At 65.0% G+C, this 16,018-nt stretch carries 13 protein-coding genes; 7 read left to right on the top strand and 6 right to left on the bottom strand.

Features of this window, described 5'->3' with window-relative positions:
• Positions 1 to 328 precede the first annotated feature (328 nt).
• A complete protein-coding gene (locus HOP53_RS00535; RefSeq protein ID WP_234268066.1) occupies positions 329 to 1,924 on the top strand; it encodes an isocitrate lyase in 1,596 nt (531 codons plus the stop codon).
• A gap of 256 nt (positions 1,925 to 2,180) precedes the next feature.
• Entirely contained in the window at positions 2,181 to 2,648 is a 468-nt protein-coding gene (locus HOP53_RS00530; RefSeq protein ID WP_234268065.1) for an outer membrane lipoprotein, read from the top strand.
• A gap of 97 nt (positions 2,649 to 2,745) precedes the next feature.
• Here HOP53_RS00530 and HOP53_RS00525 read toward each other — a convergent pair whose 3' ends face one another.
• On the bottom strand, positions 2,746 to 3,030 hold the full coding sequence (locus HOP53_RS00525) for a hypothetical protein (protein WP_234268062.1): 285 nt from the start codon (positions 3,028 to 3,030) through the stop codon (positions 2,746 to 2,748).
• Between the two features lie 209 nt (positions 3,031 to 3,239).
• Here HOP53_RS00525 and HOP53_RS00520 point away from each other — a divergent pair, with 209 nt between their 5' ends.
• Positions 3,240 to 3,722 (top strand): FKBP-type peptidyl-prolyl cis-trans isomerase, encoded by a 483-nt coding sequence (locus tag HOP53_RS00520; protein ID WP_234268060.1) that lies wholly within the window; start codon positions 3,240 to 3,242, stop codon positions 3,720 to 3,722.
• Positions 3,723 to 3,832: 110 nt separating this feature from the next.
• Here HOP53_RS00520 and HOP53_RS00515 read toward each other — a convergent pair whose 3' ends face one another.
• The gene (locus HOP53_RS00515) at positions 3,833 to 4,453 is read right to left on the bottom strand and encodes a CDP-alcohol phosphatidyltransferase family protein (RefSeq protein ID WP_234268058.1); all 621 of its coding nucleotides are present in this window, start codon (positions 4,451 to 4,453) and stop codon (positions 3,833 to 3,835) included.
• Positions 4,446 to 6,665, bottom strand: coding sequence for an FAD-dependent oxidoreductase (locus HOP53_RS00510; RefSeq protein WP_234268055.1), 2,220 nt, complete (start codon positions 6,663 to 6,665; stop codon positions 4,446 to 4,448). Before HOP53_RS00510 ends, HOP53_RS00515 begins: the two co-directional genes overlap by 8 nt.
• 105 nt (positions 6,666 to 6,770) lie before the next feature.
• On the opposite strand from HOP53_RS00510, the gene msrA reads away from it, so the two are divergent.
• A complete protein-coding gene (gene msrA, locus HOP53_RS00505) occupies positions 6,771 to 7,388 on the top strand; it encodes a peptide-methionine (S)-S-oxide reductase MsrA (RefSeq protein WP_234268054.1) in 618 nt (205 codons plus the stop codon).
• Here the strand turns inward: msrA and HOP53_RS00500 are convergent.
• A complete protein-coding gene (locus HOP53_RS00500; RefSeq protein ID WP_234268053.1) occupies positions 7,374 to 8,576 on the bottom strand; it encodes an MFS transporter in 1,203 nt (400 codons plus the stop codon). The genes msrA and HOP53_RS00500 overlap by 15 nt on opposite strands.
• Before the next feature lie 133 nt (positions 8,577 to 8,709).
• On the opposite strand from HOP53_RS00500, the gene HOP53_RS00495 reads away from it, so the two are divergent.
• Positions 8,710 to 9,597, top strand: coding sequence for a LysR family transcriptional regulator (locus HOP53_RS00495; protein WP_234268052.1), 888 nt, complete (start codon positions 8,710 to 8,712; stop codon positions 9,595 to 9,597).
• Between the two features lie 52 nt (positions 9,598 to 9,649).
• On the opposite strand, the gene HOP53_RS00490 is transcribed toward HOP53_RS00495, so the two are convergent.
• Together HOP53_RS00490 and HOP53_RS00485 are read right to left on the bottom strand one after the other, a co-directional pair.
• The gene (locus tag HOP53_RS00490) at positions 9,650 to 10,186 is read right to left on the bottom strand and encodes a C40 family peptidase (RefSeq protein WP_234268051.1); all 537 of its coding nucleotides are present in this window, start codon (positions 10,184 to 10,186) and stop codon (positions 9,650 to 9,652) included.
• 319 nt (positions 10,187 to 10,505) lie between these two features.
• Positions 10,506 to 12,971, bottom strand: coding sequence for a DUF1266 domain-containing protein (locus HOP53_RS00485; RefSeq protein ID WP_234268050.1), 2,466 nt, complete (start codon positions 12,969 to 12,971; stop codon positions 10,506 to 10,508).
• 200 nt (positions 12,972 to 13,171) lie between these two features.
• Here HOP53_RS00485 and HOP53_RS00480 point away from each other — a divergent pair, with 200 nt between their 5' ends.
• On the top strand, positions 13,172 to 14,617 hold the full coding sequence (locus tag HOP53_RS00480) for an NAD-dependent succinate-semialdehyde dehydrogenase (protein WP_234268046.1): 1,446 nt from the start codon (positions 13,172 to 13,174) through the stop codon (positions 14,615 to 14,617).
• A 34-nt stretch (positions 14,618 to 14,651) separates the two neighbouring features.
• On the top strand, positions 14,652 to 15,944 hold the full coding sequence (gabT, locus tag HOP53_RS00475; RefSeq protein WP_234268045.1) for a 4-aminobutyrate--2-oxoglutarate transaminase: 1,293 nt from the start codon (positions 14,652 to 14,654) through the stop codon (positions 15,942 to 15,944).
• Positions 15,945 to 16,018 lie beyond the last annotated feature (74 nt).

Here is a 16,018-nt window from a genome sequence, read left to right as displayed (position 1 = left end):
GCTCTTGTAGTCGAACTACAACCCTCCCTGCCCCCAAGTGATGATTGTGAGGCTCAGTCTTCATGCGGCATAGTGATACCAAGGCGAAGTTAAAACGATCGTTCGATAACGTTTGCAATGTGTCGAAAACAGTAAGCGTCTTAACGTTCAGCTGAGTTCGACCAACGCCGTAGAGACAAGCAGGACGTTCTGGTTGACTCTGACATGACTTCGCAGGTGCAGCATAGCCCGGACAGCCCGGTCGAATGCCGCCAACTGACGAGGCAGCGAGCGCCGCCGCATGGCAATCGACGCCGAAGACCCCACCTCAGATCGGAAGGATGGCAACATGTCATACAAAGACGACATCAAGGCACTGGCTCAACTGCGTGAAGCCCAGCAAGGCAAGTGGGCCAGCATCAGCCCCGAGAATGCCGCCCGCATGCGTGCCCAGAACCGCTTCAAGACCGGTCTGGACATTGCCAAGTACACTGCCAAGATCATGCGCGAAGACATGGCCGCCTACGATGCCGACAGCTCCCAGTACACCCAGTCGCTGGGCTGCTGGCACGGTTTCATCGGCCAGCAGAAGCTGATTTCGATCAAGAAGCACTTCGGCACCACCAAGCGTCGCTACCTCTACCTCTCCGGCTGGATGGTCGCCGCCCTGCGCTCCGAGTTCGGCCCGCTGCCCGACCAGTCCATGCACGAGAAGACCAGCGTGCCCGGGTTGATCGAAGAGCTCTACACCTTCCTGCGCCAAGCCGATGCCTGGGAACTGAACCACCTGTTCCGCGACCTGGAAGAGGCCCAGAAGGCAGGCGACAAGGCGAAAGCCGAAGAATTGATCGCCAAGATCGACAACCACGAGACTCACGTGGTACCGATTATCGCCGACATCGATGCCGGTTTCGGTAACGCCGAGGCCACTTACCTGCTGGCCAAGAAGATGATCGAAGCGGGCGCCTGCTGTATCCAGCTCGAGAACCAGGTTTCCGACGAGAAGCAGTGCGGCCACCAGGACGGCAAGGTCACAGTGCCCCACGAGGACTTCCTGGCCAAGATCAATGCCGTTCGCTACGCCTTCCTCGAACTGGGTGTGGACGACGGTGTGATCGTCGCTCGCACCGACTCTCTGGGCGCCGGCCTGACCCAGAAGATCGCCGTGACCAAGGAACCGGGCGACCTGGGCGACCAGTACAACAGCTTCCTCGATGGCGACGAAATCACTTCGGCTTCCGACATCGACAACGGCGACGTAGTGATCAAGCAGAACGGCAAGCTGGTGAAGGTCAAGCGTCTGGCTTCCGGCCTGTACCAGTTCAAGCCTGGCACTGGCGAAGACCGCGTTGTGCTCGACTGTATCACCAGCCTGCAGAACGGCGCCGACCTGCTGTGGATCGAAACCGAGAAGCCCCACGTCGGTCAAATTGCCAACATGGTCAACCGCATCCGCCAGGTGGTGCCGGACGCCAAGCTGGTCTACAACAACTCGCCCTCCTTCAACTGGACGCTCAACTTCCGTCAGCAGGTATTCGATGCCTGGGAGAAGGAAGGCAAGGATGTCTCGGCCTACGACCGCTCCAGCCTGATGAGCGCCGAGTACGACAACACCGAGCTCGGCAAGCTGGCCGACGAGTGGACCCGCAACTTCCAGCGCGACGCAGCCCGTGAGGCCGGCATCTTCCATCACCTGATCACGCTGCCGACTTACCACACCGCCGCCCTGTCTACCGACAATCTGGCCAAAGGCTACTTCGGCGCCGAGGGCATGCTGGCCTACGTGGCGGGCGTCCAGCGCCGCGAAATCCGCGAGGGCATCGCCACGGTCAAGCACCAGGACATGGCCGGCTCCAACATCGGCGACGACCACAAGGAGTTCTTCCACGGCGAGGCGGCACTCAAGGCCGGCGGCAAGGACAACACCATGAACCAGTTTGGCTGAGCATGGCGCTACGGTAGAACGACTGGAACCCTTGGGAGGCCTCGCGCCTCCCTTTTTTCGTTGCGAGATCCGTCGAGCCGCCTGCACTTGCACAATATTTACCCCTTTTTCTGCTGCTGTGGGCGGCACTTGCAGCATTAGGCTATGGTCAAATGCAATATGAATGGCTAAGCTAGCCAGTTAGCAAACAGTGTTTCCCCATACAATGGCAAAGACGATCCCCAAATTGACATCGGCTTGCCCTCAGGAGGTGTACATGAAGCGTCTTCTTCCCGTGCTGGCTCTCGGCATGCTGACCCTGGCCGGCTGCGCCAACACCTCGACCATGGGCGGCGACGTCTATCGGGGCTCCCAGGCTGGCACCGCCCAGACCGTGACGTTCGGCACCATCACTGCGCTGCGCCAGGTGCAGGTCCAGGCTGACAGCCGTGCGGGCGGGATCATCGGTACCGGCGGCGGTGCCGTGGTCGGTGGTCTGCTCGGTCGTCAGGTGGGCGGTGGTTCCGGTCGGCAGCTGGCCACCGCAGCCGGCGTGATCGGCGGCGCCGTGGCGGGTAGCGCCATCGAAGAGTCGACCAACCGTGTTCGCGCCTGGGAGATGGAGATTCGCCGCGACGACGGTCAGAACGTGGTGATTGTGCAGAAAGCCGACCGCCCATTCCAGGTTGGCCAGCGCGTTCGCATGATCGGCAGCGGCGCCAACGTCACCGTGGCCCCCTACTGACAGTTAGAGACAGCCAGTCTCAACGACTTTTCTCAACGTCAAATGCAACGGGCCCGCGGCGATGCCGCGGGCCCGTTGCGTTCACTAAGAAGTCATCTCAGTGGAAGTTGGCCCGGCCCATAGCCCAACACACCAGCTTCCAGGCGATAAAGCCCAGCAGAGCGATCACGATCAGGGTCAGCAGCATGTCGATGGGACGCACCAGCGTGGTGGCCCCCAGCACGGCAAGCGCCACGCCCCAGACCCAGCGGTTGCCGTCATCGCTCTTGATGACACTCGGCACCACCTTGTTCAAGGCGGCACTTACAGACGCCTCCCACAGCTTGATGCTGAAGAACAGAATGAGGGCAAAGGCAATCAGCCAGATCACGATTTCGGTCATGGGCACGGCTCCAATCAAGGTGAGAAGTAGGACGGAAATTTTGGGTCACGCTAGGGTAGCCGCGAGGCTCATGCCGCGCAACTCGACATATAGAGAGTGAACGGAACTCAGGACGAGACAGGCCAAGCTGAAAATACCGCATCCCCCCTGACAGCTCCGGCCTCGCGCGTTACCATGGTCCCTACATGCACTCACCGAAAGGTTCATCAATGCAGATTGCGCAGAATTCAGTCGTCGCGTTTCACTACACCCTGACCAACGATGCAGGTGAAGTGCTGGACAGCTCGGAAGGTCGTCAGCCGCTGACTTATCTCCACGGCGCCGGCAACATCATTCCCGGCCTGGAGAAGCAGTTGGAAGGGCGTGAAGCCGGCGAAAAGCTCAATGTGACCGTCGCCCCGGAGGAGGGTTACGGCGAGGTGCAGCCGCAGCTGGTGCAGGAAGTGCCGCGCGACGCCTTCCAGGGCGTCGAGGCCGTCGAGCCGGGCATGCAGTTCCAGGCCCAGACACAAGGCGGCCCGCTGATGGTCACCGTGACCAAGATTGAAGGCGATACCGTCACCGTCGACGGCAATCATCCACTGGCCGGCCAGAAGCTCAACTTCGACGTCGAGATCGCTACCGTACGCGAAGCCAGTCAGGAAGAGATCGAGCACGGCCACGTGCATGGTGAAGGTGGCGTCGAGCACTGAAGCAGCGCTTCACCTTCGCACGAACCATCCCCGAAGAGGGCGGCCCCGGCTGCCCTCTTTGTCTTTCTGACCTGACCTGCCCCCTGCACGGGCCCGAAATGCCCCCACCATCACTCTCCGAGTCGCCGCAGCGACCAGTAGCCGCCCCACAGCCGCGTGGCAGTGGTGATCAGGCACGCCACGGCAAACAGCGTAGCCAGCAGAGCGAACTGGTGCGGCCACAGGCAGAAGAGCACGAAGGCCAGAATGGTTTCCGTGCCCTCGGTCAATCCATGCAGATAGTAGAACGCCTTGCGCTGGAAGTGCGGCCGTTCGAGCCCGTACCGGGTGGCCATGATGGCAAAGGCCAGAAACGACGTTCCGGTGCCGATGAAGGCAAACAGCAGGAAAGCGGCCGCCAGCGCATTGGCCGCCGGATCGGCCAGGGCGAATCCTAGCACCACGGCGGCATAGAAGACGAAGTCGAGGCCGATGTCGAGAAAGCCCCCGGCATCGCTCGTCTTGTCCGTGAGCCGTGCCAGGGCGCCATCCACGCCGTCGCCCACCCGATTGAGCAGGATCGCGGCCAGGGCCAGGAGGTAGAATTCCAGCGCCAGCAGCGGCAGGCTGAGCATGCCGATGACAAACGACACCAATGTCACCTGATCGGGACGAACGTTGCAACGCTGCAGCCGCCTGGCTGCGGTGTACAGCGGTGCCTGCATCAGCGGCATGGTCCAACGATCAAGCATCCTTCCGCCTCGTCTCTGTCGCGGCCGCCCTCGCCTCGCTTCGATGGGCCCCACGCCGCCAGGCGAAGTAGCGTGCCAGCCAGCGCAACAGCTGCTCGGGCTTGTGCGCGTTCTTCCAAATACCGGCCGTGGCCTTGGCCGCCTCGGACCAGGTAGGGTAGGGATGAACCGTGCCCAGCAGCTTGTTCAGGCCAATACCGTGGGTCATCGCCAGGGTGAACTCGGCCAGCAGCTCGCCGGCCCCCTGCCCCACCACGCTGGCACCGAGAATGCGATCCCGGCCCGGCACCGTCAGTACCTTGACGAATCCTTCGGTACGCCCCTCGGTAATGGCACGGTCCAGCTCGGCCAGCGAATAGCGCGTGACTTCGAACGCGACGCCCTGGCGGCGCGCCTCGCGCTCGCTGAGGCCAACCCGGGCCACCTCGGGTTCGGTGTAGGTGACCGCCGGCAGCGCCCGGTAGCTGACCCGGAATCGCTTGAGCTCACCGAACAGCGCATTCACCGTAGCGTGCCAGGCCTGGTGGGCGCTGGCATGGGTCAGTTGGAACGGCCCGGCCACGTCACCGCAGGCCCATACGTTGGGCAGCACCGACTGCAAGGTCTCGTCCACCGCCAGGGTGCCATCGGAACGGGTCTCCACCCCCAGCGCCTCGAGCCCGAGGCCGGTCACGTTGGCCTGGCGCCCCGCCGCTACCAGCAGGCGCTCGAACGGCAGCCGATGCACCTCGATCTGACCCGAGGCGAGACGATGCTCCACCTCCAGCACATGCGCACCATCGGCGCCCGGCGCGACGCGCAGCGCCCGGGTGTCGAGCCAGAGTTCCACGCCCTCGTCCACGAGGCGCTGACGCAGCAGATCAGCGGCGTCGGTGTCCTCGCGAGGCAGTAACTGAGGGCCCATCTCGACCAGGCTCACCCGACTGCCCAGGCGGGCGAAGCTCTGTCCCAGCTCGCAGCCGATGGGGCCGCCGCCCAGCACCACCAGGCGTTCGGGAAGGATGTCGAGCTGCCATAGATTGTCCGAGGTCAGCACGTCGATGTCTTCTAGGCCCGGCAACGGCGGCACCCTGGGTCTCGCCCCGCTGGCTACGATCACGTGCCGGGTGGTCAACACGCGCTCGCCATCGGCTCCCCTGACCCGCACGCGCCAGGGGTCGTCGAGTCGCGCCTCCCCCGCCAGCACCTCGACCCCGAGGCCCTCGTAGCGCTCGCGGCTGTCGTGAGGCTCCACGGCACGTATGGCACGCCGCACGTGCCCCATCACGGCACCGAAGTCGACCCTGGGTTCGCCGGCCTGGATGCCGAAACGCCCAGCGTCACGCACCTCTGCCGCAACCCGCGCCGCACGAATCAGCGCCTTGGACGGGACGCAGCCGGTATTCAGGCAGTCACCGCCCAGGCGGTCGCGCTCCACCAGCGCCACCCTGGCCTTGACCGCCGCCGCAATATAGCTGGCCACCAGGCCCGCAGAGCCCCCGCCGATCACCACGATGTCGTAGTCGAAGCGAGCCGGACGTGAATGCCGCAGCGCCAGTCGACGGCGCTTGAGCACGGCCACCAGGCCCCGCGCCAGCCAGGGGAACAGGCCGATCAGCACGAACGAGCCGATCAGCCCGGGCGAGAGGATGTCGGATAGCGACTGCAGATTGCCGAGTTCACGGCCGGCATTCACGAACACGGCCGTACCCGGCAGCATGCCCAGTTGACTGACCCAGTAGAAGGTCCACAGGCGCATGCGGGTGAGGCCCACCACCAGGTTGATGACGAAGAAGGGAAACAGCGGGATCAGGCGCAGGGTGAAGAGATAGAAGGCGCCTTCCCGTCGAATGCCCGCATTGATGCGCTCGAGCTGCGGTGCGAAGCGCCGCTCCAACGGCGCCCGCGCCAGGGTACGGGCGATCAGCGCTGCCAGCATGGCGCCCAGGGTGCTGGCGAAGGAGATGATCAGCAGCCCCCAGCCTAAGCCGAACAGCGCCCCGCCCAGCACCGTCAGCAGCGTTGCCCCGGGCAGCGACAGTGCGGCCATGACCACGTAAAGTACGAAGAAGCCCCCCACGACAACGACCGGCTCTTCGGCCAGCCAGGCCTGAAAACGGGCCTGCTCGGCTTGCAGGTTGGCCAGGGTCAGCAGCTCGTCGGCGCCGCTGAGAAAAAAGAGCGCTACGATGGTAAGCAGGACGAGAACAAGCACAAGTCGGCGGCGCGTCACGGGTGACTCCGGTGCAGTGACTTTAAACAGAGGTTATACGGAACCTCAGTCGCTTGACAGCTTCCAACCTTACACAACGATACGAACCCCAAGAGGCGAACCGTCATGATCGGGATACGAAGCCTGGCCCTGGCTGGCGCGGTGCTGTTGGCGCTGCCCTGGGCAAAGGGCATGGCCAGTGGTGAAACCGCTACCGCCGTGTTCGGCGGCGGCTGCTTCTGGTGCGTCGAGGAGGCTTTCGACAAGGTGGAGGGAGTGACCGCCACGACCTCCGGCTTCAGCGGCGGGCACGTCGAGAACCCCAGCTACCAGCAGGTGGTGGCCGGCAATACCGGCCATGCCGAAGTGGTCTTGGTGGAGTACGACCCCGAGGCGGTCGACTACGCCACGCTGCTGCACGTGTTCTGGCGCAACATCGATCCGTTTGCCGTCGACCGTCAGTTCTGCGACGTGGGCGAGGCCTATCGCAGCGCGATCTTCTACGCCACCGACGCGGAACGCGAGCTGGCCGAGGCCACTCGCGACGAACTCGCCGTACGCTTCGAGCGCGACATCGCCACCGAGATCTCCCCCTTCGAGGTCTTCTACCCTGCCGAAGAGTATCACCAGGACTACTATCGCAAGAATCCGGTGCGCTACAACTACTACAAGGCGGCCTGCGGGCGCGAACGCCGCCTGGAGCAGGTATGGGGCGACGAGGCCGGCGGACTATCGCAACGCTGACAAGCGCTCGAAGCCACGCTCGCCGCGCCACAGCCACAGCGCGATGGCGAACGTCAGGCTGAGCAGCAGCCAGGAGCCGATCGCCACGCCGAACCAGCCGCCGCGCTGCCAGAACGGCTCCAGCCACAGGCTGCCGAGGCTCGCTCCCAGGTAGTAGAACACCAGGTAGAGCGCCGAGGCGCTGCCCCTCGCCCGCTCCGCCTGACGACTGACCCAGCTCGACGCCATGGAGTGGGCGAGAAAGAAGCCCACCGCGTTGACGGTCAAGCCGGCAATGATCCAGGCCAGCGAGTCGGCCAGGGTGATGAGGGTTCCGGCCATCAGGATGAGAATGCCCAGCGCCATGCAGGCCGGCTGGCTGAAGTGGCGTGTCAGGCGGCCGGAGAGCGCCGAGCTGAAGGTTCCGCCCAGGTAGGTCAGGAAGATCATCCCCAGCCAGCGGGCGCTGAGCCCGAACGGCTCATCGGCCAGGCGGAAGGTGATGTAGCTGTACTGATTGATGAAGATGAGAAAGTTGATGCCGCCCAGCAGGTAGGCGGCCAGCAGCAGCGGATGGCGCAAATGCCCACCCAGATCGGCCAGTGCGCCGCTCAGCTCGAAGCGCCGCGGCTTGAACTGGCGCGGCGGCGGCAGCAACTTCCAGAACAGGGCCACCCCTGCCAGGGTCACCAGCCCCACCGCCAGAAAGCCGGCACTGGCACCCCCCAGCTCGCCGATGCCACCGCCGAGCAGCCGCCCACCGATGCCGCCCAGGGTATTGGCGCCGATGTAGAGCCCCACTGCCGCCATCAGCGCCGGCCGATCGAACTCGTCGCCCATCCAGGCAATGGCCACCGCCGGCAGCCCACCGAGCACGAAGCCCTGAACCAGACGCAGCGCCAGCAGGGTTTCGAAGTTGGGCGCGAAGGCCAGGCCCAGCGAACAGAGCCCGGTCAGCAGCAGTGTCACCCGCATGATGCCACCGCGGCCAATGGCATCAGACAGTGGGCCGAACACCAGCAGTGCCCCCGCCAGGGCCAGGGTGGCAACCGACATGATCAGACTCACGGCCAGGGTCGAGACGCCATAGGCCTGGCGCAGGTCCGGCAGCAGCGGCTGCGGCGCATAGAGATTGACGAATACCAGAATGGAGCCGAGACAGAGTGCCAGGGTGGCCCGCCACCAAGCGGGGGAACGTGCGGATATCATGCCGGTTTCCTGAGAGGCAAAGCTTGGCGCTCATGATCCGTCATGGCATATGATAAGCCAAACAGAATAAAAAGATCGCAACCATCTATTTCTCTTATCCTCACTCGCATGATCGCTCTTATCAGGAAGTGCCATGGCCCTGCCCTTCGACTTACGCGCCCTGCGGGTCTTCGTCACTGTCGCCGACCGCGCCGGTTTCAGCGCTGCCGCCCGCGAGCTTCACGTGGCACAGTCCGCCATCAGCCAGACGATCGCCAACCTCGAACGCCAGTTGGAGCTGATGCTGTTCCACCGCCACGAGCGGCGTATTGCCCTGACGCCGGAAGGGGCGGAGCTGTACGCTCATGCCCGCGAACTGCTCGAACGTGCCGAGAGCACCCACTTGGCCATGCGCGAACTGCACGGTCTGGTCAAGGGCGAGGTGCGCATCGGCATCCCCTCGATGCTCGGCTCCTACTACTTCCCGCCGTTGCTGATGGGTTTCAAGGCACAGCATCCCGGTATTCGACTCACCGTGGTGGAAGCCGGCGCGCGCCGGCTGCAGCGCATGATTGCCGCGGGCGAGCTGGACCTGGGTGTCGTGGTCGACGACGAGCAGAGCCGACCCATGGAGCGGCGGCATCTGACGCGTGAAGAGATGGTGGTTTGCGTGCCGCGCGCCCATGCCTTTGCCGGGTGCCGCAGCGTGACCGCGGAAGAGTTCTTTCAGGAGCCGCTGGTGCTGTTCCAAGACGGCTACTTCCATCGCGAGTTCGTCGAAGCCCTGTCTCGCCAGACAGGTCTCACGGCCAATGTGGCCTTCCAGTCGAACCTGATACCGCTGACCAAGGCCATCGTACGTCAGGGCTTCGGCATCACCACCTTTCTGCGCCGGGTGGTGGACGAACCCGGGCTCGCGGCGGTCTCCTTCGCCAATCCAGCCTGGCTCGACCTGTCACTGGCCTGGGCGCAGGACGCCTACCTGTCGCGGGCGGAGAGCGCCTTCGTGGAGTACGTCATCGCTCACCGCAAGATCATGTAAGAGTGAAGCGCCAGCGCGCTGACGCTTCTTGAGGGGTAGGCAGAGATGCTTTTCAGCCCTCGCCCGGTTCGGTGACGCGCTGCGCCAGCGTGGTCGGCTCCAGGGTCCGGCGTGCCTGCCAGTAGTAGCGTTGCCAGTAGCTGTTGCCGAGCTGCGAAAGCCTTACGCCCCGAGAGGTGGAAGCGTGCAGGAAGTAGCCATCGCCGACGTAGATGCCCACGTGGTCGTAGCGGCCCGGCGGACGGAAGAAGACCAGGTCGCCGACCTGCAGCTCATCGCGGGAGATCTCGGTACCCTGACGCACCTGCTCGCCGGTGGAACGCGGCAGCTGCAGGCGGAAGGTTTCGCTGAAGATCGTCTGCACCAGCGCCGAGCAGTCGATCCCGCTGCGGCCGGTACCGCCGATACGATAAGGAGTCCCGACCCAGCGCTCGTGCTGTGCCAGCAGCGCCTCGCGGATCAGTTCGGGCGGGGGATTGTGCAGGCTGCTGACCCGAAGAATGGGGTTGTCCACTGGAGACATCATCGGATTCAAGGAGGACGACATGCCGGGCAGCTGCCGTGCAAAGTAGTCGTCGGGCGCCTCCAACGACGTTTTCGATGGGCCGGCACAACCGGACAACAACGCCAACAATACACCGAGTAGAGCGATACGACTCGATCCCGTGGCAACCATCTTGCGAGGTCCTCGTTTCCCTGAGCCGCGCGCACGCCCGGATCGAGCAAGAAGCTCTACCTGACTGCCCGAGAGGATCGCTGTGGTAGTGGTGCCTGGCGACGTGTCGCCCGTACCACTGCCAAAGCGGCCTTGCGCTGGCTCGCGATTTGGCCGTTTCCAAGCCCCCTCTGCGGGGGCCGGTTCAATAAACTTGCTGACTATAAACCACACTTCCTGACCAGAGCGAGCCCTAATGTAGCGTTTTGACATCGCCCGGTAACGTATCGATATGCATCGGCGCCCAATGTCGCGGTCTCGCGCCGGGAAAATCCAGGCTCGCCCAAGGGCCCGTCAACGGCGGCGCCCCCGAAAGCCACGCCACCAGGGCCTGGCGGAAGCTGCTCAGGAAGGCATCCCGCTCGGGGGTCTCGCCCATGAAGAATGAGAAACCGGCGTAGAGCCCGCTGGCATAGGCCGTCCAGCTGCCGTAGTGTGCCGCGGCCAGTCCATGGGCCCGATCCAGCACACGGCTGAAGGCCTCATCGTCCAGCCAGCCCAACTGGCGTCCGGCGATGGCCAGATCCACCGCTTGGGCCACGTCCCAGGCGGTCATATCCAGCTCGTTGCAGCCATCGGTGTTGTCGCGGACCCGCTGCAGACGCAGCAGGTGGTTGCGATCCTCTTCGCTGCAGTCACCGCTCTCCAGCATGGCGATCTCCGACGCCAGCCGCTGGGCATTCAAGGTATAGGGAGCGTAGTTGATCTGATACTCCTGCCGATCGCCTGCCTCGAGCAGAAAATCGAGAAACTCCTCGAGCTCGCGCCGTCCGTGCAGGCCGTAATGGCCATCGATCCACTCCCGAATCGACACCGCCTCGCGCTCGCTCTCCACGTGAGGCTCGCTCCAGGCGGCATTGTTGAGCGGTCCTACCAGCGCCATGGCCGTAAAACGCGAAAGCGTAGGGCGAGGCCCCGGCTCCTGCCACTGGGAGGAGTGCCAGTCGAGCCAGTGGAAGGGGCTGCCCGGATCCTCCAGGTGCCAGCGAATCTCATGCACCAGCGGTGGATGCTCACCTTCCGGCAGCAGCGCCTCCCACTGAGCCCAGGCCTCCAGCAGACGCCGGGCATCGGGGTAGAAACGGCACAGGGTTCCACGCAGCGCCTCCGTCAGCGTCTCCAGCGCCTGGGAATCAAACGCCTCGCTGTCCATGGCCATCTGCAGATAGAAGGCATACTTCTCGGCCATGTGAACGGTCGCCGCATGACGACTGCCCTGCCTCATCGATTCGAGCATGGCCCTGTCGGCGGCACTGGGTCGCCCGAACGGCGTCTCGGCGTCGGGAAGGATACCGTGGGCGGCATCGGCGGCCAGCTGATTGAGGTGGTGCGCCTGCGCCGGCAGCCAGTAGCGAGTGAGTGCTTGCACCCCCTCATCGGGGTGCAGGCCGAGGGTCTCCTCGAGGTAGCGCAGCGCATCGCCGCGCCGCTCGGCAGTCACCGCCGAGGCAACGCCCTGGCGCATGCCGAACTCGGGCTCGCGTACTGCGGCCAGTGCCAGCACCCAGTGCCGGGGTGAGCGCCGCCAGGCCATGATCGACACGCGCGATGCCTCTCGCTCCGCTTCGCTCATCAGCTGTTGCAACGGCATCCGCCAGGGGCTGACCGGCGAGTTGAACAGCAGCCCCCAATCGCGCTTCATGTCGCCCAGCCGGTCGCGCCCTTCGAACAGACTGCAGCCACGCTGGTAGGCCCGCGCCAGCGCCGACCAGTCGCTGTAGCGGCGCAGCACCAGATCGGTAGCATGCGCGGCCAGCTCCCGGGCCTCAGTGGCACTCAGCCAGCCGGCACAGGCACCGGCCCAGGCCAGATCGACCATGCGCAGCCAGTCCCAGGCGGCCCACTCGAGCGGCTCGCCGTGCTCGATGAAGCCCAACAACACCTTGCCATAGTCACGCTCGCCGGGCGCCAGGCCGGCAAGCCACTCCTGGCGTTCGGCACTCGATGCCTTCAGCAGGCGAGCGGCATCGAGATCCCAGCCCTGGCGGTGCCCGTAGCCCGCCAGCCACAGCAGAGTCTGAATCGCCCCTTCACGACCCTCGAGCTGCCAGTAACGCTCCATCCATTCCGTCACGCCAGGCCAGTCGATGGTGGCGGGCGAAGCCTCGAGCACCGGAGAGAAGGCCGCTCGCAGACGCCAGATACCGGCATTTTCGTCATCGGCCCAGAGTGAAGGCCGCGGTTCCTTGCGCCGTTTGGCCACCCACGCGGTCAGGGCGTCCCAGGTGATGCCATCGCCATCGAGCTCGAGTGCCGCCAGCGCTTCGCAGGCTTCCCAGAAATCGTCGTCACCACGCACCCAACCCTCGGCACTCTTGGCGTGGCGCAGCGCCTCGAGCCATTGCTCGAGGCTGTCGTAGCGGCTGGCGATCTCCTCGGTCACCCGCATCAACCAGCCGCGCAGGCGCGGCTCGGTCAGCCAATTGGCCGACCCCGCCAGGGCGAGCAACTCCAGTGCGGCCAGCAGCCTTGCCGGATCGGCCGTATCGGTGCCGAAGGCCTCGATGAGCCGCCAGCCAAGCTCGCCGCGATCGGCCACGCCCAGCGCCTGCAGCCTGGCACTGGCCGCTTTGGCATCGATCATGTTGGGTTCGGGCTCGAAGGCCCAGTCGCACAGGACCAACTGCTGGGCCCACCAGGCGAAAAGGGGATCGACCAAGTCTCACCTCGACGTTCAACCAGCATAAGAAGGAGCGGCAGTGCCTCTCCCGGGAAACCGGCGCCTAGTGTAGCGGAAAGCGCCGCGCGCGCCGATGGCCTTGGCGCGGAAAAAAGCTCATGCCGCGAGCTTGCAGGTCTTGGCGATGCGTTTTAAATAATGCACACTCGCAAGACAAGATAATCAACACCGGAGCCCCCATGTCCCTCCCTGCCGACATCTTCAGCGACAAGGCCTTCATCGGCGGCCAGTGGCGCGACGCCGAGCGGCGATTCGACGTGACCAACCCCGCCAACGGCGAAACGCTTGCCAGCGTGCCCGACCTGAGCGCAGACGACGCCCGCGACGCCGTGGCGGCGGCTGAGGCCGCTTGGCCGGCCTGGCGCCGTCAGACCGCCAAGCAGCGCGCCGCCCTGCTGCGGGCCTGGTTCGACGCCATCATGGCTCACCAGGAGTCGCTGGCCCGCATGATGACCCTGGAACAGGGCAAGCCGCTGGCCGAGTCCCGCGGCGAGGTAGCCTACGGCGCTTCCTTCGTGGAGTTCTACGCCGAACAGGCCAAGCGTCTAGCCGGCGAGACCCTACCGAGCCACGGCGCCGACAAGCGCATCCTGGTATTTCGCGAGCCAGTCGGCGTGGTGGCGGCGATCACGCCGTGGAACTTCCCGCTGGCGATGATCACCCGCAAGTGCGCGCCGGCCCTGGCCGCCGGCTGCCCGGTGGTGATCAAGCCCGCCGAAGCCACGCCGCTGACCGCCCTGGCCCTGGCGAGGCTGGCCGAAGAGGTCGGCTTCCCCGCCGGCGTGCTCAACGTGGTCACGGCAAGCCGCCCCGCCGAGATCGGCGAAGTGCTGACCAGCGACCCGCGGGTACGCAAGGTCTCCTTCACGGGCTCCACCGCCGTCGGCAAGCGACTGCTCTCCCAGTGCGCCGGCACGGTGAAGAAGGCGTCCATGGAGCTGGGCGGCAACGCGCCCTTCATCGTCTTCGACGATGCCGATCTGGACGCCGCCGTCGAGGGGGCGGTGGCCTCCAAGTACCGCAACTCCGGCCAGACCTGCGTATGCACCAACCGCCTGCTGGTGCAGAGCGGTGTCTACGATGCCTTCGTCGAGAAGCTCGCCGCCCGGGTCGCTCAGCTGCAGGTCGGCAACGGCCTGGACGAGGGCGTGGTGCAGGGCCCGCTGATCAATCAGGCCGCCGTGGACAAGGTGCAATCCCACATTGCCGACGCTCTGGCCAAGGGTGCCCGGCTGGTCTGCGGCGGCGAGCCTCACGCGCTGGGCGGCACCTTCTTCCAGCCCACCGTGGTCGCCGACGTCACCGATGCAATGCGTGTGGCCCGCGAGGAAACCTTCGGTCCGCTGGCGCCGGTGTTCCGCTTCGACAGCGACGAGCAGGCCATCGCCATGGCCAACGCCACCGAGTTCGGCCTGGCGGCCTATTTCTACGCCCGCGATTACCGCCGGATCTGGCATGTGATGGAGGGTCTCGAATATGGCATGGTGGCCGTCAACGAAGGGATTCTCTCCACCGAGCTGGCGCCCTTCGGCGGCGTCAAGGAGTCGGGCCTGGGTCGTGAAGGCTCACATCACGGCCTGGATGAATTCACTGAACTAAAATACGTCTGTGTCGGCGGCCTTTGATCGCCTGCAACGTCCACGCACGAAGGGAGGCAAGATGAACAACGCACAGCTCAACGAACTCAAGCAGCGCTTCGTGGCCAACGGCGCCGCCAGCCCCGCCACCCAGTTCGCCGACCGCGCCGAGAACGCGCTGATCTGGGACGCCGACGGCAACCGAATCATCGACTTTGCCGGCGGCATCGGCGTGCTCAACATCGGCCACCGCCACCCCAAGGTGGTCGAGGCGGTGAAGGCCCAGTTGGACAAAGTGATGCACACCTGCCAGACCGTCATGCCCTATGAGGGCTACGTCAAGGTGGCGGAAAAGCTCAGTCAGGTCACGCCCGTACGTGGCCACGCCAAGGTGATGCTGGCCAATTCCGGCGCCGAGGCGCTGGAGAACGCGGTGAAGATCGCCCGCGCCGCCACCGGCAAGAACAACGTGATCTGCTTCGATGGCGGCTATCACGGCCGCACCTTCATGACCATGGCCATGAACGGCAAGGTCGCCCCCTACGCCAGCGACTTCGGCACCATGCCGGGCAACGTCTTCCGCGCCCCCTACCCGGTGCCCTACCACGGCGTCAGCGAGGACGAGGCGATCCGCGGCCTGAAGATGGCGATCAAGACCGACGCCAACCCCCGCGACACCGCCGCCATCGTGCTCGAACCGGTGCTCGGCGAGGGCGGCTTCTACCCCGCCCCGGCCAGCTTCCTCAAGGCGATCCGCGAAATCTGCGACGAGCACGGCATGTTGATGATCGTCGACGAGGTGCAGTCGGGCTTCGGCCGTACCGGCAAGCTGTTCGCCATCGAGCACAGCGGCGTCGAGCCGGACATCATCACCATGGCCAAGAGCATGGCCGACGGCATGCCGATTTCCGCCGTGGTGGGCACCGACAAGGTCATGGATGCCTCCGGCCCCAACTCGCTGGGTGGCACCTATACCGGCAACCCGCTCTCCTGCGCTGCCACCCTGGCGGTGCTCGAGGTCTTCGAAGAGGAAAAGATCCTCGAGAAAAGCATGGCCCTGGGCGACAAGCTGGCCAAGCGCTTCGCCCAGTGGCAAAGCGACTTCGACTGCGTCGACAACGCCCGCAACATGGGCGCCATGGCCGCCCTCGACCTGGTGTCTGACAAGGCCAAGCACACCCCGGACGCCGACCTGGCCGCCGCGCTGTGCAAGAAGGCCCGCGAGAAGGGGCTGATCCTGCTCTCCTGCGGCCTCTACGGCAACACCATCCGCTTCCTGATGCCGGTGACCATCGAGGATGAGATCCTCGAAGAGGGCCTGGACATCGTCGAAGCCGCGCTTACGGAACTGGTCGGCAGCAAAGCCACCGCCTGATCGTGACCACAAAGCGAAACGCCCGCCGGCAAGAACCGGCGGGCGTTTTGGTTTGTGCCATATCATCGGGCGCG

The organism is Billgrantia ethanolica (assembly GCF_021404305.1).
GTDB lineage: Bacteria > Pseudomonadota > Gammaproteobacteria > Pseudomonadales > Halomonadaceae > Halomonas > Halomonas ethanolica.
The sequence above is the reverse complement of the archived record's forward strand: the minus strand, read 5'-3'. Positions and strand labels throughout refer to the sequence as shown.

What these genes read in the sequence shown, in the direction of transcription:
- gabT (WP_234268045.1), top strand. Translation starts at nt 14,652, where the DNA reads ATGAACAACGCACAGCTCAACGAACTCAAGCAGCGCTTCGTGGCCAAC.
- HOP53_RS00525 (WP_234268062.1), bottom strand. Translation starts at nt 3,030, where the DNA reads ATGACCGAAATCGTGATCTGGCTGATTGCCTTTGCCCTCATTCTGTTC.
- HOP53_RS00480 (WP_234268046.1), top strand. Translation starts at nt 13,172, where the DNA reads ATGTCCCTCCCTGCCGACATCTTCAGCGACAAGGCCTTCATCGGCGGC.
- HOP53_RS00530 (WP_234268065.1), top strand. Translation starts at nt 2,181, where the DNA reads ATGAAGCGTCTTCTTCCCGTGCTGGCTCTCGGCATGCTGACCCTGGCC.
- HOP53_RS00520 (WP_234268060.1), top strand. Translation starts at nt 3,240, where the DNA reads ATGCAGATTGCGCAGAATTCAGTCGTCGCGTTTCACTACACCCTGACC.
- HOP53_RS00515 (WP_234268058.1), bottom strand. Translation starts at nt 4,453, where the DNA reads ATGCTTGATCGTTGGACCATGCCGCTGATGCAGGCACCGCTGTACACC.
- HOP53_RS00535 (WP_234268066.1), top strand. Translation starts at nt 329, where the DNA reads ATGTCATACAAAGACGACATCAAGGCACTGGCTCAACTGCGTGAAGCC.
- HOP53_RS00495 (WP_234268052.1), top strand. Translation starts at nt 8,710, where the DNA reads ATGGCCCTGCCCTTCGACTTACGCGCCCTGCGGGTCTTCGTCACTGTC.
- HOP53_RS00500 (WP_234268053.1), bottom strand. Translation starts at nt 8,576, where the DNA reads ATGATATCCGCACGTTCCCCCGCTTGGTGGCGGGCCACCCTGGCACTC.
- msrA (WP_234268054.1), top strand. Translation starts at nt 6,771, where the DNA reads ATGATCGGGATACGAAGCCTGGCCCTGGCTGGCGCGGTGCTGTTGGCG.